The sequence below is a fragment of the Streptomyces sp. AC512_CC834 genome (assembly GCF_019049325.1).
GTDB lineage: Bacteria > Actinomycetota > Actinomycetes > Streptomycetales > Streptomycetaceae > Streptomyces.
In genome coordinates, this window is the sequence record NZ_JAGMUO010000006.1 from 60,023 (window position 1) to 85,116 (window position 25,094).

At 68.5% G+C, this 25,094-nt stretch carries 21 protein-coding genes, 1 tRNA gene and 1 pseudogene; 20 read left to right on the forward strand and 3 right to left on the reverse strand.

The features are described from left to right. The first annotated feature begins 4 nt into the window (after positions 1-4). From KUM40_RS00320 to KUM40_RS00330, 3 genes are read left to right on the forward strand one after another with little or no spacing between them, the layout of a single operon-like run. Positions 5-1,366, forward strand: coding sequence for a cystathionine beta-synthase (locus KUM40_RS00320; RefSeq protein ID WP_217161515.1), 1,362 nt, complete (start codon positions 5-7; stop codon positions 1,364-1,366). A gap of 30 nt (positions 1,367-1,396) precedes the next feature. Then, a complete protein-coding gene (locus tag KUM40_RS00325) occupies positions 1,397-2,566 on the forward strand; it encodes a Glu/Leu/Phe/Val dehydrogenase dimerization domain-containing protein (RefSeq protein WP_217161517.1) in 1,170 nt (389 codons plus the stop codon). A gap of 41 nt (positions 2,567-2,607) precedes the next feature. After that, positions 2,608-4,026, forward strand: coding sequence for an adenylosuccinate lyase family protein (locus KUM40_RS00330; RefSeq protein WP_217161518.1), 1,419 nt, complete (start codon positions 2,608-2,610; stop codon positions 4,024-4,026). A gap of 32 nt (positions 4,027-4,058) precedes the next feature. On the opposite strand, the gene KUM40_RS00335 is transcribed toward KUM40_RS00330, so the two are convergent. Continuing rightward, positions 4,059-4,808, reverse strand: a complete 750-nt coding sequence (locus KUM40_RS00335; protein ID WP_217161520.1) for an SDR family NAD(P)-dependent oxidoreductase — start codon at positions 4,806-4,808, stop codon at positions 4,059-4,061. Between the two features lie 116 nt (positions 4,809-4,924). Here KUM40_RS00335 and KUM40_RS00340 point away from each other — a divergent pair, with 116 nt between their 5' ends. Genes KUM40_RS00340 through KUM40_RS00350 form a run of 3 tightly spaced genes read left to right on the forward strand, consistent with a single transcriptional unit; the run spans position 4,925 to position 8,512 of the window. After that, positions 4,925-6,355: a cation:proton antiporter gene (locus KUM40_RS00340; protein WP_217161522.1), complete on the forward strand. Its 1,431-nt coding sequence runs from the start codon at positions 4,925-4,927 to the stop codon at positions 6,353-6,355. Beyond that, positions 6,333-7,271 carry a sulfate adenylyltransferase subunit CysD gene (cysD, locus tag KUM40_RS00345; RefSeq protein WP_217161524.1) on the forward strand — a complete coding sequence of 313 codons (939 nt, stop codon included), beginning with the start codon at positions 6,333-6,335 and terminating at the stop codon, positions 7,269-7,271. The genes KUM40_RS00340 and cysD overlap by 23 nt, the downstream gene beginning before the upstream one ends. Then, the gene (locus KUM40_RS00350) at positions 7,271-8,512 is read left to right on the forward strand and encodes a sulfate adenylyltransferase subunit 1 (protein WP_217161526.1); all 1,242 of its coding nucleotides are present in this window, start codon (positions 7,271-7,273) and stop codon (positions 8,510-8,512) included. The genes cysD and KUM40_RS00350 overlap by 1 nt, the downstream gene beginning before the upstream one ends. Positions 8,513-8,531: 19 nt before the next feature. On the opposite strand, the gene KUM40_RS00355 is transcribed toward KUM40_RS00350, so the two are convergent. Together KUM40_RS00355 and KUM40_RS00360 are read right to left on the reverse strand one after the other, a co-directional pair. After that, a complete protein-coding gene (locus KUM40_RS00355; protein ID WP_217161528.1) occupies positions 8,532-8,819 on the reverse strand; it encodes a hypothetical protein in 288 nt (95 codons plus the stop codon). Between the two features lie 55 nt (positions 8,820-8,874). Next, positions 8,875-9,339, reverse strand: a complete 465-nt coding sequence (locus tag KUM40_RS00360; protein WP_217161529.1) for a hypothetical protein — start codon at positions 9,337-9,339, stop codon at positions 8,875-8,877. Between the two features lie 635 nt (positions 9,340-9,974). Between KUM40_RS00360 and KUM40_RS00365 the strand changes: the two genes are divergently transcribed. The 14 genes and pseudogenes from KUM40_RS00365 (at position 9,975) to KUM40_RS00430 (ending at position 24,414) form a co-directional block, all read left to right on the forward strand. Next, positions 9,975-10,062: transfer RNA gene (locus tag KUM40_RS00365), tRNA-Gly, on the forward strand. Between the two features lie 114 nt (positions 10,063-10,176). After that, positions 10,177-11,463: a serine--tRNA ligase gene (gene serS, locus KUM40_RS00370; RefSeq protein ID WP_217161587.1), complete on the forward strand. Its 1,287-nt coding sequence runs from the start codon at positions 10,177-10,179 to the stop codon at positions 11,461-11,463. 199 nt (positions 11,464-11,662) lie between these two features. Beyond that, positions 11,663-13,039 (forward strand): annotated as a pseudogene (locus KUM40_RS00375) (IS1380 family transposase). 224 nt (positions 13,040-13,263) lie between these two features. Then, positions 13,264-14,469, forward strand: a complete 1,206-nt coding sequence (locus KUM40_RS00380) for an IS4 family transposase (RefSeq protein WP_217161530.1) — start codon at positions 13,264-13,266, stop codon at positions 14,467-14,469. A gap of 831 nt (positions 14,470-15,300) precedes the next feature. Continuing rightward, positions 15,301-16,215 carry an ABC transporter ATP-binding protein gene (locus KUM40_RS00385; RefSeq protein ID WP_217161531.1) on the forward strand — a complete coding sequence of 305 codons (915 nt, stop codon included), beginning with the start codon at positions 15,301-15,303 and terminating at the stop codon, positions 16,213-16,215. Then, the gene (locus KUM40_RS00390) at positions 16,215-17,093 is read left to right on the forward strand and encodes an ABC transporter permease (RefSeq protein ID WP_254394302.1); all 879 of its coding nucleotides are present in this window, start codon (positions 16,215-16,217) and stop codon (positions 17,091-17,093) included. Before KUM40_RS00385 ends, KUM40_RS00390 begins: the two co-directional genes overlap by 1 nt. Before the next feature lie 74 nt (positions 17,094-17,167). Continuing rightward, entirely contained in the window at positions 17,168-17,872 is a 705-nt protein-coding gene (locus KUM40_RS00395; RefSeq protein WP_217161532.1) for a response regulator transcription factor, read from the forward strand. After that, positions 17,869-19,359 carry a HAMP domain-containing sensor histidine kinase gene (locus tag KUM40_RS00400; RefSeq protein ID WP_308401016.1) on the forward strand — a complete coding sequence of 497 codons (1,491 nt, stop codon included), beginning with the start codon at positions 17,869-17,871 and terminating at the stop codon, positions 19,357-19,359. The genes KUM40_RS00395 and KUM40_RS00400 overlap by 4 nt, the downstream gene beginning before the upstream one ends. 111 nt (positions 19,360-19,470) lie before the next feature. Beyond that, positions 19,471-19,614, forward strand: coding sequence for a hypothetical protein (locus KUM40_RS00405; RefSeq protein WP_217161533.1), 144 nt, complete (start codon positions 19,471-19,473; stop codon positions 19,612-19,614). Positions 19,615-19,835: 221 nt separating this feature from the next. Further along, positions 19,836-22,067, forward strand: coding sequence for an MMPL family transporter (locus tag KUM40_RS00410; RefSeq protein ID WP_217161534.1), 2,232 nt, complete (start codon positions 19,836-19,838; stop codon positions 22,065-22,067). 200 nt (positions 22,068-22,267) lie between these two features. Further along, complete coding sequence (locus KUM40_RS00415; protein WP_217161535.1) at positions 22,268-23,023, forward strand: TetR/AcrR family transcriptional regulator; 756 nt, start codon at positions 22,268-22,270, stop codon at positions 23,021-23,023. Between the two features lie 265 nt (positions 23,024-23,288). After that, positions 23,289-23,528 (forward strand): BTAD domain-containing putative transcriptional regulator, encoded by a 240-nt coding sequence (locus KUM40_RS00420; RefSeq protein WP_217161537.1) that lies wholly within the window; start codon positions 23,289-23,291, stop codon positions 23,526-23,528. Further along, positions 23,525-24,115, forward strand: coding sequence for a BTAD domain-containing putative transcriptional regulator (locus KUM40_RS00425; RefSeq protein WP_308401020.1), 591 nt, complete (start codon positions 23,525-23,527; stop codon positions 24,113-24,115). The genes KUM40_RS00420 and KUM40_RS00425 overlap by 4 nt, the downstream gene beginning before the upstream one ends. Further along, complete coding sequence (locus KUM40_RS00430) at positions 24,097-24,414, forward strand: hypothetical protein (RefSeq protein WP_217161541.1); 318 nt, start codon at positions 24,097-24,099, stop codon at positions 24,412-24,414. Before KUM40_RS00425 ends, KUM40_RS00430 begins: the two co-directional genes overlap by 19 nt. Positions 24,415-25,094: the final 680 nt, after the last annotated feature.

Below are 25,094 nucleotides of genomic sequence, written 5' to 3' on the forward strand. Positions count from 1 at the left end.
CGCTGTGCACGCCCACGAATCCATCATCGACCTGATCGGCGACACTCCCCTGGTGCGGCTGCGGCACGTCAGCAAGGGCCTGGCACCGACGATCGTGGCCAAGCTGGAGTCCTTCAACCCCGGCGGTTCGGCCAAGGACCGTATTGCGCTGCGCATGATCCTGGCCGCCGAGGAGGCGGGCCTGCTGCGCCCGGGCGGCACCATCGTGGAGCCGACGTCGGGGAACACCGGGGTCGGCCTGGCCCTCGTTGCCCAGCAGCGCGGCTACCGATGCGTGTTCACCTGCCCCGACAAGGTCTCCGCCGACAAGATCGCGGTGTTGCGGGCGTACGGCGCCGATGTGCGGGTCTGTCCGGCCGCGGTCCCCGTCGACCATCCCGATTCCTACCGGAGCACGGCCGCGCGGCTGGCCGTCGAGATCGACGGGGCATACTCGCCGAACCAGTACGCCAACCCGGCCAACCCCGACTCGCACTACCACACCACAGGTCCGGAGATCTGGACGCAGACCGAAGGACGCGTCACCCATTTCGTCGCGGGCGTCGGAACCGGGGGCACCATCTCCGGCACCGGCCGCTATCTGAAGGAGGTCTCCCGGGGACGCGTGCGGATCGTCGGCGCCGATCCGGAGGGTTCGGTCTACTCCGGCGGCACCGGGCGTCCCTATGTCGTCGAGGGAGTCGGCCAGCCCTCGCTGCCCCGGTCCTACGACCCGGAAGTGGCGGACGACATCATCGCGGTGTCCGATCAGGATTCCATCGGCATGACCCAGCGGCTCGCCCGCGAAGAGGGCATCCTCACCGGCGGGTCGGGGGGCATGGCCGTGGCTGCGGCGCTGGCCGTGGCCCGCGGCCTGGGACCCAAGGATGCCGTCGTGGTGCTCATCCCCGATTCCGGCCGCGGATACCTGTCGAAGATCTTCAGTGCCGAATGGACTCAGCGCTTCGGCTTCACCGACCAGCCCGGGTCAGGGGTCCGGGTCGGCGCTCTGCTGGAGCGCCGCGGGCACGGCCGCCCTTTGATGTTCGTGGACCCCGCCGAGAGCGTGGCGGGCGCCGTGAAGCTGATGCGAGAGCGGGGAGTGGCCCATCTCCTCGTGGCCGACGCGAAGCCTCCGGTACGGCTGCCCGAGATCCGCGGCGTCCTCACCGATTCCGGCCTCGCCCGCGGTCTGGCCCAGGGCCGCCTGAGCCCCGGTGACGAGGTCGCCGCCCATATGTCCCCGCCCCTGCCGGTCGTCGGCGTCGGCCAGTTGCTGGCAGACGTGATGGACACCCTCGACCGCGATGGCGCTGTCGTCGCTGTCGCCGGCGGCCTGCCCGAAGCGCTGATCACCACCAGCGACGTCCTGGCCCTCCTTGCATGAGCGACACCGACCAACGGTGAGAGGAACACCATGACACAGATCCTCAGCTACGAGGATTCCGCCCACAGGGTGCGTGGCTGGCTGGCGTACGACAGCACCTCCGGCTCGCTGGCAGCCGGAGGCTGTCGGATGCAGCCAGGCCTGAACCCGGACGAACTGAGTGCGCTCGCCTCCGCCATGACTCTCAAACAACAAGTCCTCGGGCTCAATGTCACCGGTGCCAAGTGCGGGATCGACTACGACCCCCGCTCACCGGGTGCGCAGCAGGCGTTGGATGGCTTCCTGTCGTTCCTCCATGACGAGCTGCACCATCGCTTCAGCATGGGCTCCGACATGGGCACCCGGTGGGACAACCTCCAGCAGCTCGCCGCCGCCCGCGGCATCCCCTCCATCAAGTACGCCGTGAAGAAGGCCCAGCACCTGACCGATGAGGAGTTCTTCACGCGCATGGCCCGCCTGGACGACCGGGTGGGCATGCTGACGCTCAGCCAGCGGCGGGCGGGGCACGTCCTCGCGCACGCGGCGATCGGCGGCGCCCGTGCCGCAGGCGCGGCCGGACCCATCTGCGTCGCGTTGCAGGGGTTCGGGACGCTCGGCCGTGCCGCGGCACACGCCTTCCTCGACGAGGGAGTGCGGGTGGTGGCGATCGCCGACGAGCACGGCTGTGTCGCGGATGCACGGGGGCTGGACCTGGCCCGGATGCTGCACGGCAGGCCGGGAACACCCGTCCCGCAGCTCGCTCCCGAGCACGTGCAGCCGGCACGCGAGTCGCTACTCGCCGTTCCCGCCGACGTATTGGTCCTGGCGGCTGGCGCCGACGCTGTCGACGCGGAATCAGCTGCCGGCCTGCCCTGTCCGGCGGTGGCCGTCGGCGCCAACTACGGCCTGAGCGAGACATCGGAGCAAGCCCTGCATCTGCGCGGAGTGCTGGTGGTGCCGGACTTCATCGGCGGCATCGGCGGCTCCGCCTCGATGGAGCTGCTCTTCGGCCCCGACCGGCCACCCACCGCCGAGCAGGTACTGGCCGGTTCCGCGCGTCTTGCCCGCCGACTCGTCGATGACCTGTTCACCACGGCCCGCCAGTACGCCGACACCCCTCGTCAGGCCGCGCTGCGTCTGGCGGCGCGGACCAAGATCGACGCGGACGCGCCTGCGTATGGCCACTGCCCGTACCTCACGACCAGCGGCGCCCGGGCCTGATCCGCGCCCATTCGCCGGGTACCAGTTCACAAGGGGAAGACATGAGCCCTCATCCGCAACTGCACACCGCACACGAATCCTGTCGCCACGAACGCGGCCACATCACCGACTCCCGGTTCTATGGGAACCGCTATGCCTCCCCCGACAGCCGCCGGATCTTCTGCGATGTCTGCCGCAATCAGCGCTGGCTGGACATCGAAGCGGCACTGGCCCAGGCGCAGGGTGAACTCGGCCTGATACCGCAGGACATGGCGGACATCATCGCCAGCAGCGCGCGCATGGAACTCATCGACCTCGATGCCGTACAGCGCGAGATCGACAACTCCGGGCACTCGCTCGTCGGTCTCCTGCGCGTCTTCGAGGCGGCCTGCGGCCCCGAGGCGGGACAGTTCATCCACTACGGTGCCACGACTCAGGACATCCAGGACACCGGGCAGAGCCTGGAGATCCGTGACGTGCTCGACGTTTTGCAACCTCAACTGGCCAGACTCATCGCTGACTTGGCCGATTTGGCCGGGCAGCACGCGGACACGGTGGCACTGGGCCGCACACATGCCCAGCCCGCTCTGCCCATGAGCTTCGGGCTGAAGGTGGCTGGCTGGACCGACGAGCTTCTGCGCCACCACGACCGCCTTGCGCAGCTGCGTGAGCGCGTCGTGGTGGCACAACTGTTCGGCGGGGCGGGCACCATGGCGGGATTCGGCGATCTCGGGCCCGCCGTTCTGGAGCGGTTCGCCCACCGCCTGGGACTCGGGGTGCCGACGACCGGCTGGCACGCCGCGCGTGACAGGCCGACGGAGTTTGTCCTCGCCCTGGCGATGGTCACCGGCACCCTCGCCCGGATCGCGGACGAGCTGCGCACGCTGTCCAGGCCGGAATTCGCCGAGGTCGCCGAGGCCTGGCGGCCGGGCAAGGTTGGCAGCAGCACTATGCCGCACAAGCGCAATCCCGAGCGCCTGGAGCAGGTCGTGGTGATGGCCCGGCTGGCGAACGCCCAGGCCGGCGCCGCCCTGTCGGCGATGATCGGCGACCACGAGCGCGACGCGCGCGCCCTGCGTATCGAGTGGGCCTGCATACCCGACATCGCACACTACTGCCTGGCCGCATGCGGCATGATGACGGAGAGTGTTACCGGACTGCTGGTCCATACCGACCGGATGCGTCACAACACCGAGGCTGCCGCCGACAAGATCATGTCCGAGCGGCTCATGCTGACGCTGGGTAAGCACATCGGCAAGCAGCGCGCCCACGAACTCGTCTACGAACTCACCCAGCGCGCACAACAGGAAGGCCGGCTCGTGCGCACCCTTGTGGAGGCATACCCCCAGATCAGCGGGAAGCTGGGGCCGGACGAACTGGAGGAGATCTTTGACGCGTCCAGCTACCTGGGCTCCTCCTCCGTGCTGACCGGCCGTGCCGTGGCCGAAGCCCGCAAGTCGCTTGCGGTGGACCCTCTGTGAACACTCTCGCCGCTTCGGCCACGGGCTCCTGCTCAGCCTCGTCCGGTCACTGCGCCCCCGTTAATCTGGAGGATCTGGCCGGTGATGAATCCTGCGGCAGGGCCGGCCAGGTGTGCCACCGTCGCGGCCACCTCCTCGACGGTGCCGCCGCGGCCGGCCGGCGCCTGCCGGGACCGGTCGGCGTGGAACTGCTGGGACATGCGCTCACCGTAGAACTCGGTGTCCTGGATGTATCCGGGGGCGATGACGTTGACGGTGATCCCCTCGGGCGCCAGCCGCACGGCAAGTTCCGTCGACCAAGGGTGCAGTGCGGCCTTGGCGCCGCCGTAGGAGCCCGAGCCGCGCAGGGCCGCGATGGAGCCGATGGTGAGGACGCGGCCGCCGGGGCGGCTCAGCGCCGGCATGAGAGCGTGTGTCAGCAGCACGGCGGGAAGTACGTTGCCGGTGACGTTGACGAGCCAGTCACGGCGGACGTCGGCGAGGTCCTTCGACGCAGTGGGGGCGAAGTTTCCGCCGGCGTTGTTGACCAGGACGTCCACGGTAGGGCCCGTGGACGTGATGTCACCCGCCGCCCGCTCCACGTCCTCCGGCACGGTCAGATCCGCTTGCACGGCCCGGACTCGCTCGGCTCCCAGCTTCTCGTTCAGCTCGGCGGCGGCCCGTGCCAGGCGGTCCGCCCGGCGCCCGATCATCACGACGTCGGCTCCCTCGGCCGCCAGGGCCTCAGCCACCGCCCTACCGATGCCGGTGGCCGCGCCCGAGACAACTGCGAGTCTGCTCAACCTGGGTTCCTCCCCCCGCCGACCGTCCGCCGGCGCCGTGCGCCCCTGCCCGGTCCCACGGCCGTGTTGCACCGCTCGCTATACCGGCCTATACCGCTTCCTGAGGATGCTCGGTCATGAGGCGCTATCTCGGTGTCTACTCGTTCATCGTACTGGTACCGGTCGTCGTGGCGGTGTGCATGCTCAGCTGGCTGGCGCATGGTTCCGGCGGCGGCGCTGCTGGCGTCGGCTCCGGTTCCGGCGGTGACCTGCAGCTGTACCGACTGCTCGTGGCCACCTCGGTCGTGGTCGGCGTCGCGGCGCTGGGCGGAGCGGTTGCCCGGCGATGCGGCCAGCCTGCGGTCGTCGGTGAGTTGGTGACCGGCTTGGTCCTGGGCCCCTCCGTGCTCGGCGGGATCGCGCCCCGGGCGCAGGAGTGGCTGTTTCCCACGTCAGTCCTGCCGCACCTGAACACACTGGCCCAGTTCGGCGTGGTGTTCTTCATGTTCCTGGTCGGAGCGGAGGTCCCCTCGGGCACGCTGCGCAAGAGCGGGCCCGTGGGGTTCCTCATCGGCCACGCCTCGATCGCGGTGCCCTTCCTCGCGGGCCTGCTCATGGCCTGGTGGCTGCACGGGCGATATCCCCCGGCGCATGCGAGCGAGACGGCCTTCTTGCTGTTCGTCGCGCTGTCCTTCTCCATCACCGCGTTCCCCGTACTGGCGCGAGTGCTGTCGGAGCGTCAGTTGCTGCGCACCCCGATCGGTGTGACCGGGCTGACCGCGGCGGGGGTCGGCGACGCCACCGCCTGGGGCCTGCTCGCGGTGGTGATCGCCATCGTGCGCGGTACGTCGCTGACCGCCGCCTCTCTCGCGGTGGTGTTCGTAACTGCCTTCGCGCTGGTGATGTGGATGGTCGTCAAACCGCTGGTGACCAGGGCGGTGGCACGAGCCGAGCGCAATCGGCTGTCCCGTGACGGCCTGTGTGCCGCGCTGGTGTTCCTGATCCTGCTTTCCGCGCTCGCCACCGACCGCATGGGGGTGCACGCGATCTTCGGCCCCTTCATGGCGGGCGTCATCATGCCGCGGAACTCTCCCCTGATCAGTGAACTCAGCCGCAAGATCCAGGGGGTCACGGTGTGGCTGCTGCTGCCGCTGTTCTTCGTGACCGTCGGTCTGCAGACCACGTTGAGCACGCTGAACGGTGCCGGCCCCTGGCTAACCTCGCTACTGATCACCGTGGTGGCTGTCGTGGCCAAGATGGCCAGCGCCTCCGCCACCGCACTCGCGATAGGCGGCCACACCCGACGCGAGGCGCTGGCGCTCGGAGCGATGATGAACTGCCGGGGGCTGACCGAACTCGTCGTCCTCAGCCTGGGCCTTGAGTTGGGTGTTTTGGATGCGCAGTTGTTCGCGATGTTCGTGTGCATGGCACTGGTGACAACCGCCATGACCGGGCCGCTTCTGCGCCGGCTCCTCCCGGCGTCGGCTGCACCAGGGCCCGACGACCACAGTGACCGGCTTCCCCCCGCGAAGGAAGTGAACCGTGATGCCCACCTCCGTCGACCGTGACACACCCCGTGCCATACCGGCTGTGGATGTCGAACACCTCGCCGCCCTTGAGGCGGAGGCGATTTTCATACTCCGCGAGGTCGTCGCGGAATCGGAACGGCCGGCCCTGCTGTTCTCCGGAGGCAAGGACTCGATCGTGATGCTCCATTTGGCGCAGAGGGCCTTCGCGCCCGCACGGATACCGTTCCCGCTGGTGCACGTGGACACCGGGCACAACTTCACCGAGGTGCTGGAGCTTAGGGACAAACTCACCGCTGAACTGGAGGCGCAGCTCATCGTGGGCAGCGTGCAGGAGGCGATCGACTCCGGCCTGGTCGTCGAGCCTGATTCCGGTATGCGCAACGCGATCCAGACACCCGTCCTGCTCCAGACGATCGAAAGGCACCGTCTCACCGCCCTGTTCGGCGGCGCCCGCCGGGACGAGGAAAAAGCTAGGGCGAAGGAACGCTTCGTCAGTTTCCGTGACGACTTCGGTCAGTGGAACCCCAAGAGTCAACGGCCCGAACTGTGGTCCTTGTACAACTCCCGCATCCGTCCGGGTGAGTCGATCCGGGTGTTCCCCCTGTCCAATTGGACCGAACTGGACATCTGGCACTACATCCAGCGGGAGGACATCGAGCTCCCATCGCTGTACTACGCCCACGAGCGGTCCGTCGTGAACCGAGACGGCATGCTGTTCGCGGTCCACGAACACCTGCCCGTCCGGCCTGGCGAAGAGCCGTACAACGCGCAGGTGCGCTACCGCACCATCGGTGACACCTCATGCACCGCCGCCGTCGGCTCCGGTGCCACGACGGCGGCGGACGTCATCCAGGAGATTCTCACCACCCGGCTGACCGAGCGCGGAGCCACGCGCGGCGACGACAGGGTCAGCGATTCGGCCATGGAAGACCGCAAGCGTGAGGGGTATTTCTGATGAACATGCTGCGATTCGCCACCGCCGGTTCGGTGGATGACGGGAAGTCGACCCTGATCGGCAGGTTGCTGTATGACTCGAAGTCGCTCTTCGACGATCAGCTGTCCGCGATCGAGGCCGTCTCCAGCGCACGCGGCGATGACTACACCGATCTGTCCTTGCTCACCGACGGACTGCGCGCCGAACGCGAACAAGGCATCACCATCGACGTCGCCTACCGGTATTTCTCGACGCCGAGACGCAAATTCATCGTTGCCGACACGCCAGGGCACACCCAATACACCCGCAACATGATCACCGGAGCCTCCACGGCCGACCTGGCGCTAATCCTGGCTGACGCGCGGAAGGGACTGGTGGAACAGAGCCGCCGGCACGCGTTGTTGTGCACTCTGCTGGGCGTCCGGCGCCTGGTCCTGTGCGTGAACAAGATGGACCTCGTCGACTTCAGCCAGGCGCAGTTCGAGGAGCTGCGTGCGGAGTTCACTGACTACACCGCCGAGATCGGCGCGCGAGATGTCACTGTCATCCCTGTGTCGGCGCTGCGGGGCGACAACGTCGTACACCCCTCTCCGAACATGCCGTGGTATGACGGGCCTGCTCTGCTCGCGCACCTAGAGAACGTGCCCGCCACATCTGTCACGGACTCCCTGGGTGCCCGGCTACCGGTCCAGTACGTGATCCGGCCGCAGTCCACCCGCGTCACCGACCATCGCAGCTATGCCGGCCAGATGGCTGCCGGTGTGCTGCGTACCGGCGACGAGGTGCTGGTCCTGCCCTCCCGTGCCACCACTCGAATCACCAGGATCAACTCGCCCAGCGGCTCCGTTCCAGAAGCCCGCCCGCCCATGTCCGTCACGGTCGAGCTCGCCGACGAATTCGACATCTCCCGCGGGGACCTGCTATGTCACCCGCACGACACTCCAGTAGTCTCCCAGGAGTTGCAGGCCCTGGTGTGCTGGATGAACGAGAGCCAGGCCCTTGACCCGACCCAGAAGTACGCGGTCAAACACACCACGCGCACGGCGCGCGCCATGGTGCGACAGCTGGGGTACCGGCTCGACATCAACACTTTGCGCGAAGAGCCGGCCAAGAGCCTTGCCGTCAACGAGATCGGCAGTGTCAGTCTTCGCACCACCGTCCCGCTGACGTTCGATTCCTACCGACGGAACAGGACTATGGGCGGATTCATTCTGATCGATGAGTCCACAAACCGTACCGTGGGGGCCGGAATCGTCACCTGACTCAGGCGCCTCCTGGGATTCACTCGTCCTTACTGTTCGCGTGTGTCCGTTCCCGTACAGCAGGATCCTTGTCCGGCGAATAAACGCCGAAGCCGTCCTCGCTCAATAGGCGAATCAGGCGTTGCCATTCCGCGAGCTCGCAGTCCAGATAGTTCTGACGCCAAGCAGATTCAAGACAGTACGCTTTCGGCTGCCGTTGCCGTACATCCCGTAAACCGGCTTCTGCTGCCACCGCATCCGCATGGTTCATACCCGTGGCCCGCTTCTGAACCGCTCTCCGCGCCGAGTCGTCCAATTGCTCAGTCATCACATTCTCCGCTCTTGAAATGCTATTCTTCCCGCGCCTCCAGGGCGACGTCGATTCACTCACAGTGATTACGGAGAACTTGCAGCTTTGTTTCACAGCGCGCATATTCACCAAAGAGAGGCAGCAATGCCTTTCGCAGTTCTGCCTCTTCCAGCAGCCCTCGGGTGCACGATTGGCTCAGATGTTGAGTGGCTCTCCGGGATCGCTCGCACACCATCTGCCAGGTAGCAAACACCTCCGCACCACCTTCGGTGTCGTGCGAGGGCAACTCATGCTGGCGAACACTGCCCGGTGAAGAAGGCTCCTCGGTGTACGCAAGGAAGTTCAGTTCATGGCTCGTCAGTTCTCGCAGGGTCCGGGTAACCGTTCCGTCAGGCTTGAGCATGGCGGCGGCCTTGTCGAGCTGCAGGCCCGCTAATTCCTCAAAATGGCTTCCCACCGCCATGCGATAAGCGGCGACAGCGTCCAGCATCATCCGGGTGTCTTCCTTAAGTGCTCCGGTCTGTTCATGGTCTGGCATGTGATGCCTCCGTATCGGCCTATCGCCAGGCAGGTTTCGCACGATACTCGGAGCCAGCGTCAATGCTCGCGCCTTGTAGTGCACCCCTGATGGTCGATACGGGGGACGACACCGACCATCAGGGGCAGAATCAGGTGCTCTTGGCAGTCAACGATGCGCCCGACGACGCCTAGCAATGACCGCTTCTGCACGTGACCATCTCTCCGAGCACGTCTTGATTATGGCAGCTGCCCCGCCTCCGCACCGGCAGGATTGCGACAACTTCACCCTGCCTCCGCACACGGTGAATCCCGCACAGCTGCGTTACCGGGGCTGGGCTGTTGCAAAGCCACTTGGACAGGTGAAGGTGCTGGTCACGGCATCGACTGCACACGCGGATTGCCCGTATTCGCAGTGGTGGCGGCAGCACCTGGAGCGATGGCGGACGTCGCGATTGCCCCGGGTACCCGGTGACCGCCACGACCCGGGCTTCACCGACTTCGTCCTGCGGACCGCGGGGCCGCTGGCACACCCGCTCAGGAAGGCCTCTGACCTGAAGGCCGTGCTGTCAGTAGGGAGTCAGGAGGCGGTCAGAGCCGTGGGGGCAGACTATTCACCAACAGCGCGCCAGCGAATGGGTCGCGGGAACGCTACAGGGAGAGGTGCCCGTAGTGGCCTATCGGGGTCCGGGTATCCAACTCGGTCGGGCTTCGGCCCACGCAGGTTCGAATCCTGCCCTCTCCGCAATCTCTGGGGACTGCCCTGCATGTCGTCGTGGCCCGACCGGTCCTCGTCGGCACAGGCCTCGACCGGCTGGCCCGATTGCCCGAAAGCGCCCTCGCCGCTCAAGGAGAAATCGTGCACGACCCTCAGGACCTGCTGCGTCCGGACACCCAAGCCGAACAACGGTTAAGCAGACGCCGCTACGTCCTTGACACAGAAACCTTGAAAAAGCTCGTTCAGCGACGCGCAAAGGCCATCGCGCACAAGGACTCCCTGCGTGGACGACTCAACTCAGTCACCCGCAAGCTGGCGGAGCAACGCGGCGCCAGGGATCAGCTCGACCTCGACACCGCGAAAGAGCTGAAGCGCCGGGTTCAGCTGGCGGATGAGGAACAGCGGCTCGCCGATAGTGAGTTGACTACCTTCCTGCTGGCTGTGCCCAATACTCCCGCGAGCGAAACCCCCAGGGGCGGCCCGGATGACCCGCCAGTCGAGGTCCGGCGGTGGGGACGCCAGCCGACCTTCGATTTTGAACCGCGCGACCACGTCGACCTGGCCACGTCCGCAGGCCTCCTCGACCTGCCCCGGGCCAGCAAGCTGTCTGGATCCCGCTTCGCGGTGTTCCGCGGTGCAGGCGCGCGGCTCGAACGTGCGCTAACCTCCTTCCTGCTGGATCTGCACACCGAAGAGCACCGATACATCGAGCACAGCGTCCCGCACCTCGTGACATCGGAGACAATGACGGGAACGGGCCAGCTGCCTAAGTTCGCTGACGACCTGTTCGCCACCAAGGTCGCGGACCGTGACCTGTATCTGATCCCCACTGCGGAAGTACCCCTGGTCAACCTCTACGGCAAAGAGACTCTGGGTGCGGACGACCTCCCGCTGAGTCTCACGGCCCACACGGCGTGCTTCCGTTCGGAGGCCGGGTCCTACGGCCGGGACACCCGCGGAGTGATCCGCCTCCACCAATTCGCCAAGGTGGAACTTGTGCGTCTGTGTCTCTTGCAGGACGCGGAAGAACAGCTCCAACTCCTGCTGTCCCACGCCGAAGAGTGCCTCCAACGCCTTGGTCTGCACTACCGGGTCACAGACCTTCGCGCAGGCGACCTCGGCTTCTCCGCCCGCCGTACCTACGACCTTGAGGTCTGGCTGCCGAGCCAACAGTGTTTCCGCGAGATCTCCTCCGTATCCGACTGCGGAGACTTCCAGGGACGCAGGGCCGGCGTACGGGTCAAGCGAGGCGACACGAAGGAGTACGCGGCCACACTCAACGGCTCGGGACTTCCCATCGGCAGGACAGTGGTAGCACTCCTCGAACAGAATCAGCGCGCCGACGGCTCGATCGAGATCCCTCCAGCCCTCACTCCCTATACCGGATTCCACACGATCAACCCCGACGGAACGACCCAAGTGAACTGAACAGGCGATTCTCAGGTTCCTGCATCAACAGTTCTCATGTTGTGTCTGCAGTAGCCCCATGACGCCCCTACAACTAGCCTCGGGCTTTCATGAGGTGGGCTGTCCGAGGCGTGAGCGAAAACGCGAGAAGTGCTCCTGACCTGCAACGATAGGAATCGTCGAGGGTCCAGATCGTGCCGTGGAAAGAAGCACTTCTCAGGTGAATAAGCGTATCGGGTCGTACCCGCGTGCCCGTATCGAGGGCGGCGGTCGTGGAGTGGTCTCCCAGGCCCGGGGGTGTGCTGCTGGTCGAGACCGCCCGCAAGGCCGGGCTGGACACCGCGATATCGGGCGCGCTGGCGCCCTGGCGGAAGGCTCGGGCGGTGCACGATCCGGGCAAGATCCTGCTGGATGTGGCCTTGGCGGTCGCCTTGGGCGGCGACTGCCTGGCCGATGCCGGGATGTTGCGGGCCGAGCCGGCAGTGTTCGGCCCGGTAGCCTCCGACCCGACCGTTTCCCGCCTCATCGACACCCTGGCCGCTTCCGGCCCGAAGGCTCTCAACGCAATTCGCACGGCACGGGCCGAAGTCCGCGAGCGGGTGTGGAAGTTGGCCAAGGACTCGTCGCCGGACGCCACCGGGCAGGTGATCGTGTACCTGGACGGGGTACTGGTACTGGCCCACTCCGACAAGCAGGATGCGGCCGCGACCTGGAAGAAGTCCTTCGGACATCACCCGCTGATGGGCTTCGTCGATCACGGAAGTGGCGATACCGGCGAGCCTGTGGCTGCGCTGCTGCGGCCCGGGACACGGGCAGCAACACCGCCATCGATCACATCGAAGCCGCCCGACTCGCCCTGGCCCAGCTGCCGAAGAAGTACCGGCGTGGACGCCGGACGCTGATCCGGACCGACTCCGCGGGCGGGACACATGAGTTCGTCGCTTGGCTCGCCCAGCGGGGCAGATGGCTGTCGTACTCGGTCGACATGACCATCACCGAAGCTATCCACCAGGCCGTCCTCAAGGTCCCGCCCGCTGCCTGGACACCAGCCGTCGAGCCGGGCGGCGAGATCCGTGACGGGGCCTGAGTCGCCGAACTCGACGGCGACGTCGTGAAAGGCTGGCCACAGGGCATGCGCCTGATCGTCCGGAAGGAACGGCCGCATCCCGGCGCCCAGTTGCGGTTCACCGATGCCGACGGACTGCATCTCACCGCGTTCGCCACCAACACCACCGGCTCCCCGATCGCCGCACTCGAACTCCGCCACCGTCAGCGGGCACGCGCCGAGGACCGCATCCGAAACGCTCGCGCCACCGGACTGCGCAACCTGCCCCTGCACGACACCGCGCAAAACCAGATCTGGCTGGAGATCGTCCAGCTCGCCCTCGACCTGCTCGCCTGGATGCCCATGCTCACTCTGACCGGCAAACCCCGACTCTGGGAGCCCCGCCGCCTGCGACTCCGCCTCTTCTCCGCCTCCGCCCAGCTCGCCACCACCGCCCGCCGCCGACACCTCAGATTCGCCGACCACTGGCCCTGGACCGACGTGATCACCGCCACCCTCGCACGCCTCGCAGCACTCCCGAACCCCGGCTGACCAGCGCGAAACCCGTCCCTGCGAACAGCAGCACCCCAACCGGAACCGTGGAACCCGGCGCCTACCCGACGCGACAGCCGGGTCCTCGACACGCCCTCACCAACCAGAACAAACGAAACGGCACACCGGAAGAACCGACGGGCCGTCACGAAATTTCGAGGCTAGCGGCAATACCAGTGACTTAAGGGTCTCGGCTGGTAGCGTGGCATCCAGGAGGTGCCTGGATGCCACGCCCTGGGCAGGTCAAGCCGGAGACGGATGAGCGGTTGTCGGACCGGATCGCGGTCGGGCTGCTGACACGCACGTTTCCGCCGGAGCTGGTGGACCGGGTGGTCGCCGATTGCGACCGTTCTGGCCTGCGCACTCGGTTGCTGCCGCCGCGGGTGGTGGTCTATTTCGTGCTGGCAATGTGCCTGTTCTCGGGACAGGGCTATGAGGAGGTCGCGCGGCTGCTCACGCAGGGTCTGACCTGGGCGAAGCGTTGGTCGGGCTCGTGGCAGGTGCCGAGTACGGCGGCGATCTCGCGAGCGCGGGTGAAGCTGGGGCCGGAGCCTTTGAAGGCGCTGTTCGCCGAGGTTGCCCGGCCGTTGGCGACCGAGGAGACCCGGGGCGCCCGGTATGGGCGGTGGCGGCTGGTGGCGATCGACGGCACGGTCTTCGATGTGCCGGACAGCGAGCAGAACGCCGCGCACTTCGGGCGGCCGAAGACCGATCGCACCGAGCGGTGCGCGTATCCGCAGGTGCGGATGGTGGCGCTCGCCGAGTGTGGCACCCACGCCATCACCGCCGCCGCCCTGGGGTCGCTGTCGTCCTCCGAACCGGCCCTTGCTCGTGGGCTGTTCGGCCATCTCGGCGAGGAGGATCTGTTGCTGGCCGACCGTGGGTTCACCGGGGTGGAGCTGTGGCGGGCGGCCTCGGCCGGCGGCGCGGACCTGCTGTGGCGGATCCGCTCGCATCAGATCCTGCCGGTGTGCGAGGAGCTTCCCGACGGCTCTTACCTGTCGGAGATCGTCGTTGCGAAGGACCGTAAGCGCGCCGACCCCACGACCGTGCGGGTCGTCGAGTACACACTTCACGGCACAGGCTTGCCCGAACAGGATGCCCCCTACCGGCTGATCACCACGATCCTTGACCCCGAGGCCGCCCCGGCCGCCGACCTGGCCGCCCGCTATCACGAGCGGTGGGAGATCGAGACCACGCTGGACGAGCTGAAGACCCACCAGCGCGGTCCCGCCCAGGTCCTGCGCTCCCGCTCGCCCGACGGCGTCGAGCAGGAAGTCTGGGGCCACCTGCTGGTCCACTACGCCATTCGCAGCCTGATGCACGACACCGCGGACGCCACCCAACTCGACGCCGACCGGCTCTCCTTCACCCGCAGCCTCCGCCTCGCCCGCCGCCAGGTCACCGCGCAGGCGGCCTTTTCCCCCTGACCGCCTCGCCACAGCCCTTGCTGAAGGTCTGCGGGAGATATCCCGGCACCTGCTGCCCGCCCGCCGCAGACGCTTCAACCCCCGCGTCATCAAACGCAAGATGTCCGGCTTCGGCGTCAAACGCGACGAACACCGGCATCCTCCGCAACCCGACCGGAGCCCGGCCGAGGCCGTCGCCATCGCCCCGCACTGGCGCACAGCCTCAATCAACCCACCGACGAAGGTCCCACGAAGCTGGGACGCGATCCCCTAAGTCACTGGTATTGAGGCTAGCGGGCGACGGACGTCTCCTACATGACATCGGAAAGAGAATCGCCTGTGGCACGGAAGTGAGAGTCAGCAGCAAGGACTCAGCACACCAACAAACCCCCTCCGAGCGTTAATCCGCCAGACGCACGAACACAACCCAGCAGCACATTTGAGAGCGAACCCCGCAAACACCACCCTCCACCAACCACCGGCACCAGGCGCGGCGTTCGGAGTCGCCGACGCCGAGCAGGGCGGGCGGGCGTCCGCGTACGGCGGCCAGCCGTGCCGAGGTCGCGGGGAAGCCGTCGCGGGTGCGGTCGCGGGAAGGGACTCTGTCAGGTGGTGCGAACTATCTCATCTCGCGAACAATCGGTCCTGACCATCTCCTGAGAGTCTCCTCGCCCATGACGAGAACCACGCTCCAGCAGCCATGACATTTCAGGTATTCCGGTCACATCGTCGTCCGTACTTCCCATACGGCTCACAGAATCACTCACCCCGCTCCCATCGGCCCCGGCAAGTCTTGGTCTCTCCGCACCGCGCCGGTGCGGCTTGGCAGCAGGCGACGAATCAGGAGAGCTGATGATCGAGGTTCGCGGGCTCACCAAACGCTACGGCGAGGTCCTTGCCGTCAACGATCTGAACTTCAGCGTCCGTCCCGGCGAGGTGACCGGCTTCCTCGGTCCGAACGGGGCCGGGAAGTCCGCCACCATGCGGATGATCCTGGGACTGGACGCCCCCACCTCCGGCACCGCCACCGTAGGCGGCCGCGCCGTCGCCGAGCATCCCGTGCCGATGAGGGCCGTCGGAGCCCTGTTGGACGCCGGCGCAGTGCTGGCGAGCCGGAGCGCATACCACCATCTGCTGGCGCTCGCGGCGAGCAACGGGCTCCCGCGCGGCCGGGTCGACGCCGTACTGGAGGAAGTGGGGCTGTCGGGTGTGGCCCGCCGGGCGGCCGGAACGTACTCGCTCGGCATGCGGCAGCGGCTCGGCATCGCGGGCGCCCTGCTGGGTGACCCACCGGTGCTCGTGCTCGACGAGCCCCTCAACGGGCTCGACCCCGAGGGAATCGTCTGGATCCGCCGGCTGATGCGTCGCATGGCCGGCGAGGGGCGGGCCGTGATGATGTCCAGCCACCTGATGAGCGAGGTGGAACTCACCGTCGATCACCTGGTCGTCATCGGCCGGGGCCGCCTGATCGCCGACACCGGAATGGCGGAGTTCATCGCCTCGGTCGGCGGACGGGAGGTCGTCGTTCGTACGCCCCAGGCGGCCTCCTTCGCCGGCCGGCTGGCGGCGGTCGGCGCCGCTGTACGGACGGGCGAGGAGGGAGAACTGGTCGTGACCGGGCTCGATGCCGAGCATATCGGTGTGCTCGCCGCCGCCACGGAAGTCGAACTGCACAAGTTGGCCCCGCGCCAGACGTCTTTGGAAGAGGCCTTCATGGAACTGACTCAGGACAGTGTCGAGTACTCGGCCGAAGGAGAGGCGGCCTGATGAGCCAGAGCACGGTCGAGACCCGCGGGCCACGACTGAAGCGGCCCGCGAAACCGCGGCGTGGCCGGGGCGAGGCTTCGGCCGCGGGGCCCGCGAGCAGGGCCACGTTCGGCCACAGTCTGCGCGCCGAGTGGATCAGGTTGCGCACCATGCGCTCCACGCTGTACGTGGTTCTGGTCACCCTTGTCGCCGGGGCCGGTCTCGGCACACTCAGCGGTTCCTCGGCGGGCGACGAGTACGCCCTGATGTCGGCTGCGGACAAACTCACCTTCGACCCACTGGCCACCAGTCTCAAGGGCGTCATTCTGGCGCAGCTCACCCTGGCGCTGCTGGGGGGCCTGGCCATCGCCTCCGAGTACGGCAGCCGCACGATCGTCAGCACTCTGACGGCGGTCCCCCGCCGGGGCCGGGTGCTCGTGGCCAAGGCCGTCGTGGTCCTGGCGATCGCACTGCCGACCGGACTGCTGACGACGCTCGGTGGCTTCCTCGCGGGCCAGGCGGCGCTGGAGTCCTCGGGTGCCCCGTACCTCGCGCTCGGCGACGCGGGCGCGTGGCGAGCCGTCCTCGGTGGCGGAGCCTACCTGGCACTCGCCGGGCTCCTCGGACTTGCCGCGGGCACCATGATTCGCAGCACCACGGCCACGGTGACGACTCTCTTCACGACGATACTGCTCGTTCCCGGGCTGGCTCCGTCTCTGCCCGGGGTGCTCGCGGACCGGGTGACGAAGTACTGGCCGCCTTCCGCGGGCGGACGGATCGTGACCGGATACCACGACCCCGGCCTGCTGAACCCGTGGCCGGGCTTCACCGTGATGGCAGGATGCGTCGTGATCCTGCTGACCGTGGCGCTCTTCACCTTCCGCCGACGAGACGCGTAGCAGGATCGGTACGCGGCGGCCGACGACAGCGACCGGCGGGCGCGATCGGTACGTGTGATCAGAACGGGACGGCCATGGCGGAACAGCTCCTGGTGGTGGAGGACGACACCACGCTGCGCGAGCTCCTTTCGGCGAGCCTGCGGCTGGTGGGCTTCGAGGTACGGGCGGTCACGACCGGCGCCGAGGCGTTGGCCGCGGTCCTGCACGCACCGCCCGACCTCATCGTCCTCGACGTGATGCTCCCGGACTTCGACGGGTTCGAGGTCGTACGCCGACTGCGCGGCGGTCGAACCGGGTCGCCGGCACTGGCCGAGCCCCCACCGGTGCTGTTCCTCACCGCCCGGGACGCGGCCGAGGACCGGATCAGCGGGCTGAGTGCGGGCGGCGACGACTACGTCACCAAACCGTTCAACCTGGAGGAACTGATCCTGCGCATTCGGGCCATCCTGCGGCGTACCGGCGGCCCGCAGCCGGACGCCCACCTGGTCGTCGGAGATCTCACCCTGGACCCCGAGGGCCATCACGTGACCCGTGGGGGGCAGCCGGTCCTGCTCTCCCCCACCGAATTCAGCCTGCTGCGGGTACTGATGGAGCACGTCGGCCAGGTGCTGACCAAGCGGCAACTGCTCGATGCCGTGTGGCACTACGACTTCGGCGGCGACGACAGCATCGTCGCCTCGTACATCAGCTACCTGCGGCGCAAGGTGGATGCCGCCGAACCCAAACTGATCCACACGGTGCGCGGGACCGGCTACGTGCTGCGCAGGCCCGCGCGGTGAACGGCACCGTGGCACGCCGGATCGGGCGTCTCTCGCTGCGTGGCCGGCTTCTCGTGATCACCTTGGCTCTGCTGGTGGCCGCTCTGCTCGGCAGCACCGGCCTGGCCGTCGACCAACTGCGGCGCGGCCTCGTCGAGCAGTTGGACGAACGGGTCCGCGGCGTGGCCGAGGTGACCGCACGGCTCCCTCTCCTGCCGCAGGCCGTGGGTGAGCACGACGCCCCGCAGGTCCGCGACAAGGTGGAACTGCAGTGGGTGCGGGACGTCTACGTCGCCTACCTGACCCCGGACGGCAGCGTCGAGCGCGTGGTGCGGCCCGCCGTCCACCAGCCGCCCGCACTGCCACACCTGGACGACGCGGCGGTCGCCCGCCGGGCGGGTGAGCCCTTCACCGTCGAGGGCAAGGACGGTGCGAGGGGCTGGCGGGTGATCGCCGTGCCGCGCACCGCCGGAACGGCCGACCGGGCCGGCAGCGTGATCGTGGCCGGCTCACTCGGTGAGGTCGACGACGCGGTCTGGCACCTCACCAGCCGGGTCCTGGTCCTCAACGCGGCCGTCCTGGTACTCCTCGGACTCGCCGGGTGGTTCGCGGTCCGGGCCGGCCTGAAGCCGTTGCGCCGCGTCGAGACCACCGCGGCCGCGATCGCGTCCGGGGACCTCTCCAGCCGCGTACCGGAGCTGTCCGCCCCGCACACCGAGCTCGGCCGGCTGTCCACGGCGCTCAACGGCATGCTCGACCGGATCGAGGCGGGCGACGCCGCCCGTGCCGACTCCGAGCAGCGGATGCGCAGGTTCATCGCCGACGCCAGCCACGAGCTGCGTACGCCGCTGGCTGGTATCAAGGGGTTCACCGAGCTGTACCGGATGGGCGGCATGCCGGAACGTGCCGACGTCGACACCTCGATGGGCCGGATCGAGCGCGAGGCCGCCCGCCTGGTCGCCATGGTGGAGGAACTCCTGCTCCTCGCCCGCCTCGACGAGCACGGCACCGCCGCCGCTCTCCCGCTGCACGTCACACCGATGGACCTGCGCACCCTGGCCGCCGACGCGCTGCACGACCTGCGCGCCCTCGACCCGCAGCGGCCCATCGCTCTCACCGGCCCCGGTGGCGGACGGCCCGGTGCCGCCCCGGTCCTCGGCGACGAGGCCCGGCTCCGCCAGGTCACCTCGAACCTCGTCGGCAACGCCGTCGCCCACACCCCACCGGGCACGCCCGTCCGTATCGGGGTCGGCACCGAGGGCGGGCACGCCGTCCTGGAGTTCGCGGACGAGGGCCCCGGAATGACCGCCGACCAGGCCGACCGGGTCTTCAGCCGCTTCTACCGAGCCGACCGGGCACGCGCCCGCTCCGGGCTGGGCGGCGCGGGCCTGGGGCTGGCCATCGTCGACTCGCTGGTACGCGCCCACGGCGGCCGCGTCGACCTCCGGACGGCACCCGGCGCCGGCGCGAACTTCCGCATGCTGCTGCCCCGCGATCGCGCCGAGTGACCCCACGTCCCGTGTCCCACGCCTCGCGCCTCGCGTCGGCTCCGCACCGAACACCTCTCCCCCTTCCCCGCCGCACCGGGCGCCGACGCCTGGGTGTCACACGCTGCGACCGTGGCGAAACCCTCCGCCTACCCGAGCGTGGACGAACTCGTCCAGCCATTCCGCGAGTTGACGGCCCCTCACCCCGCACTGGTGACCGAGGACCGGATCGGCACCTCCGCGGGGCGATGCCCGCGGCGCCCCCGTCGGCGGTGAATTTCGCGTACGGGCCGTCCTCCGCCTCGCACTGCGGCTTCAGCGCCAGGACATTCCGGTAGAAGCGATATCAGCGGGATCTATCGTTAAAATAATCTGACACTGTTAAATAAACTTCATACTGCTAAATCTTCCTCTCCTTGACTACCGTCACTCACGGCGATGAGGAGTGCGACAGCGCCCTCATTTCATTCCGTCCAGGTGCAAGCAGAGGAGATCTCGTGTTTGAACGCGTAGCCGAGCTGGCGATCCGCCGGTCCCGGCTGGTACTCGTCGTCGCCGTCGTGGCCGTGGCCCTCATGGGATTCGTGGGCGGCGGCGCGTTCACCAAGCTGCTGCCGGGCGGCTTCGACGACCCGAACTCCCAGTCCAGCCGGGCGGTCGAGGTCATCGACGAGAAGTTCGGCGGAGAGACGAACCTCGTCCTGCTGGTCAGCTCCCCCGACGGCCCTGTCGACACTGCGGCCGCCGAACAGAGCGGACAGGCCCTGGTCGCCGATCTCAAGGGCGAGAAGAACCTCTCGAACGTGTACTCCTACTGGGACACGAACCTCGCCGACCTCCGCTCCGAGGACGGCAACCAGGCTCTGGTCCTCGCCCATGTGAAGGGCGAGGAGACGGCGTTGCAGGACAACGCCAAGAGTGTCATCGACACCTACTCCGGGACCTACGAGGGCACGCTCGAGGTCGAGGCCGGCGGCGGCACCGCGGTGAGCGCCGACATATCGACGCAGGTGGTCTCGGACCTGGTGCTGGCGGAGTCCATCGCCATTCCCCTGACCCTGGTGCTGCTCCTGTTCGTCTTCGGCAGCGTCGTCTCCGCCCTGCTGCCGCTGGCCATCGCGGTCATCGCCATCGCCGGTGCCTTCGCCCAGTTGTCCATCCTCGGCGGCATCACCGAGGTCTCCAACACCGCGACCAACCTCGTCACCGCCCTGGGCCTCGGACTGGGCATCGACTACGCGCTGTTGATGACCAGCCGGTTCCGTGAACAGCTCGCGTCCGGGGCGTCCGTGGACGACGCCGTCCGCCGGACGGTGAGCACCGCGGGCCGCACGGTCGCGTTCTCCGCCGCGACGGTGGCGGCCGCGCTCGCCTCCCTCCTGGTCTTCCCGCAGTACTTCCTGCGCTCCTTCGGCTACGCCGGCGTCGGAGTCGTCGCCATCGCGGCCATCAGCACCCTGTTCGTGATGCCCGCACTGTTCGTCGTCCTGGGACACCGTGTCAACAAGGGCCGGATGCCGTGGGCCAAGCGGCAGCAGCCCAGCGTCCAGGGGTCCATGTGGGGGCGCATGGCCCGTACCGTGATGCGGCGGCCCGCGCTCACCGCGCTGCCCGTGCTCGCGGTCCTGCTGGTGGCGGCCGCCCCGCTGATCGGCATCACCTTCGGCACGCCCGACGAACGGGTTCTGCCGGAGAACGCCGAAAGCCGCCAGGTCACCGCGATGCTCGGCGAGAACTTCAACGGCAACGACGCGGCGGCCCTCCACATCGTCATCGACAAGGCCGTGGCCAAGGACGGGCTGACCTCGTACGCCGGTGAACTGGCCGCCCTCGACGGCGTCATCCGGGTCGAGACGAGCGCGGGAACCCACACCGGCTCAGGGTCCGCGCCGACCGGTCCGGGCAACCCCGCGCTCGGCCGCCCCGACGCTCAGCGGATCAACGTGGTCAGCGACCTGACCCCGAAGTCGGACGAGGCCGAGGCCCTGGTCGGTGACGTACGGGCAGTGACGGCGCCCGAGGGGACAAATCCCCTGGTGGGCGGAACCGACGCCGAACTGGTCGACGCGAAGGACTCCATCAGCGGCCAACTGCCGATCGCCATCGCCCTGGTCGTCCTCACCACCTTCGTCCTGCTCTTCCTGTTCACCGGCAGCATCGTGCAGCCGCTGCGTGCGCTGGCACTCAACATGATCAGCCTGGGCGCGACCCTGGGCGTCATGACCTGGATCTTCCAGGACGGCAACCTCTCCTCCCTCCTCGGTTTCACGGCGCAGCCCATGGAGGTGTCGATGACGGTGCTGATGTTCTGCATCGCCTTCGGCCTCTCGATGGACTACGAGGTGTTCGTCACCAGCCGGATCAAGGAGCTCCACGACCAGGGCGAGGACAACGAGTCCGCCGTGGCCAACGGCCTCGGGCACACGGGACGCATCGTCTCCGCGGCGGCCCTCCTGCTCGCCGTGAGCTTCTTCGCCTTCGGCACGGCCAAGATCACCTTCATGCAGATGTTCGGCCTCGGCAGCGGACTGGCCATCCTCATCGACGCCATCGCCGTGCGCGGCGTCCTGGTCCCGGCCGCGATGCGCCTGCTCGGCGGCTCGGCCTGGTACGCGCCGCCCTTCCTGAAGAAGCTGCACGGACGGATCGGCCTGAGCGAGGGCGGCCCCGAACCCACGCCGGTATCCCCGGCGGAGCCCTCGTACGCGAAGGCCTCGACGGAGGTCTGACCACCCGGCCCCCGACGTGCGGGCGGGCTCGACGGCAGGTGTCTGCCGCGAGCCCGCCGGTTCGTATGTTCGCCCCCCGATGAGAGAACTTCAGGTTCCCGCCCCTGCGCGGCCGGCACCGCTCACCTGACAGTGTCAGGTAAACTTGGCGATCTTCTATCTCCTTGTCGGCGTGAAGGAAGCGTCGTACGGTCAGGATCATGAACGGAGACGAACCAGCCGGCGTCCCCCTGACCCTGCGTGAACGGCGTTGGGCCGCCGCCGTCAAGGAGATCCTGGCCGCCGCCGACGACCAGATCGCGGAGAACGGGCCGGCCGCCCTGTCGCTGAGGGCGGTCGCCAGAAGCCTCGGCATGACCGTGCAGGCCCTCTACCACTACTTCCCGAGCCGGGACGACCTCGTCACCGCCCTGGTCACCAAGGCGCACGAGGCACTGGCCGACGCCGTCCAGCACGCTGTCGACACAGCCCCCCAGGACGCCGGGGTCGGTGACGTGCCCCGGATGGTCGTCGCGGCCGAGAGTTACCGGCAGTGGGCGGTCGACCATCCGGAGCTGTTCCAGCTCATCTACGGAGCACCCCTGCGCCACTACTCGGCCCCCGCGGAGGGTTCCAGCACCCGGGCGGTCCGCCGGATGAGCGGGATCTTCAAGAACGAGCTGTTCAGGGGCTTCACCCCGGAGCAACTCGCCGCAGCCGACACTGCCGCCCTCTCACCCGGGCTGAAGCGGCACCTGGAGCAGTTCCTGTCGCCGGACGCTCTCGGCGGCATGCCCTCTCCCGCGGTGCCCATCCTGATCAGCGCCTGGGGACACATGCACGGCCTGGTCGTCCTGGAGGTGTTCGGGCACACCTCGTTCATCGGTCCGCATCAGGCCGAGATCTTCCGCATGTCGATGATGTCCATGCTTCAGGACCTCCGCCGCCGGATTCCGGCCGACGGGGCGGCAACATGACAACGCCGGTCCGGGGTGTCCGTTCAACACAACCCCGCGGTGTTGCGCAGACCTTGCATGAGTTGTTCGCCGTTCGAGACACACCACTTGTCGTCCCGGGAGTCGCGACCCGGACACCACGCAGGAAACGCGACCACACGATGTGGTACGGCGTGCTGGGGGCCTGTCGTGGTCCGGCACGGCGGGGAATCGCTCGACCTGGGACCGCGGCAACGTCGGCTGCTGCTCACTCGCCTGCTCCCCGATCCGCAAGGGCGGGTCGTCCGTGCTGGTCAGCACTTCCTCCGGCTACGCGCTGTCCGTGCCGAGGGAAGCGCGGGAAGTCACCGCCCTCGAGACGCACGTGGTCCGGGCCCGTGACGCGCTCGCACGGGAACAACTGCGCCTCGCGCGGACCGAGACAGACATGGCCGCCCTCGGCCTGTGGCGGGGTCCCGCTCTCGGTGAAGCCGCCGAGCAGCCCTTCGCCCGCGGGACGGCCGGGGCGACCTCTTGCCCGCCGTGAACGTCGCCGAGCAGCTCACCGTCCACGCTCCCCTGCGCGAGGTCTCCTGGTCCCTGCTGATGCGCGCCCTCTACGCCGCCGGGCGGCCGGTGGAGGCGCTGCGTCAGTACGACCGCCTCCGCGCCATGCCGGCCCGTGAGCTGGGCCTCGACCCGAGCCCCGGCTGCGGGACCTGCACATCGCCATCCTGCGGCACGACACCGGCACCCTCGGGCTTCCCCGGTCGCCACGGCCGTCCACAGCACTGGCCCCCCCCGGTGGCCGGGGCACCGCTGGTGGGCCGGGGAAAGGAGATGGCACAGCTGGGTGCACTGCTGCGGGACGCGGCGGTCGGACACGCGCGGTGGGCCGTGGTCTCGGGTGAGCCCGGACCGGTCAAGACCCGGCTGCTGGACGAGTTCGCCGCGCAGGCCACCGAGGCCGGTTCCACCGTTGCCCGGGCCGGCGGAGGGCATGCCCTGGGCGGCAGCGGCACCGCGCCGGCCCGGCCCGGCCCGGCCCGGGCACAGTCACGCGGGAAGGACCCGGCCAGGACGTACTCAGCACGCTCGTCCGGCAGATCGCCCGCGTGCCCACCCTCTGTGTGATCGACGACCCCGACCGGGCGGCGTCCGATTTTCACCACCGGCTGTGCCGGCTCGCCAGACTGCTGCGGGCCACTCCGGTCGTCGTGGCGTGCGCCCTGCGCGACGAGGAGCCCCCCACGATCAGCGGTCTGCTCGCGGAACTGGTCCGACTCGGCACGGCCTGGTTGCGGCTGGACGCGCTGAACGCCGACGATGTGGCCGAGATCCTCGCGGCGCGTGGCGAGGACGGTTCCCGCTCCACGAGCCGGGAACGTGCCTTCGCAGCGAGGGCAACCCGTCCGTCCTGGGCGAGCTGCTGAAGCTTCCGCCCCGGCAGCGCACCGGGCCGTGCGCGCGGGTACCGGAAGCGGTCCGCAGAGTCGTCCGGGCCCGGCCGGCCGAACTGCCCGCGGCGGTCAGGACGATGCCGACGTACGCTGCCGCCGACGGAGGGCGCCTGGACATGGGCATCGGTCTTCTCGCCGACGTCCAGCGTCTGACGCGCCAAGAGCTGTTGCGCCTGGCGGACGCCTCGGTCACCGGACGGTTCCTCGTCCGGCACGCGGCCTCCGAGGCCCCTGCCGGGGGCCACTACCGTCTGCCCGGCCTGGGTGCACGACGTGCTGCCGGGCGCACTGACCGTCTCGTCGAAGCAGTCGCTTCACAGTGTGACCGCCCATGAGCCCGCCGGCCGGGACGACATCGACCCGGTGCGCCTGGCCGGTCACCTGCGCACGGCCGGGCAAGGACCAGAACGTGCCCAAGACCCCATCGTCGTCACCGGTGCGAGTGACGGAATCGTCCTGGCGGCCGCCCGTCAACCGGCGCGCGAGGGACACCAAGTGGCCATCGTGGGCCGCTCGCCGGACAAGGCCCGGGAGGCGGGGACGGGCCTGCTCGTCCACCTGGCTTCGCGACCGCCGGCGTTCTGCGTCCGGAGCACCTCGGCGACAGCTCACGCGGTCACTCCGCGCCGATCCCGCCTCGACTCGCCTCGGGC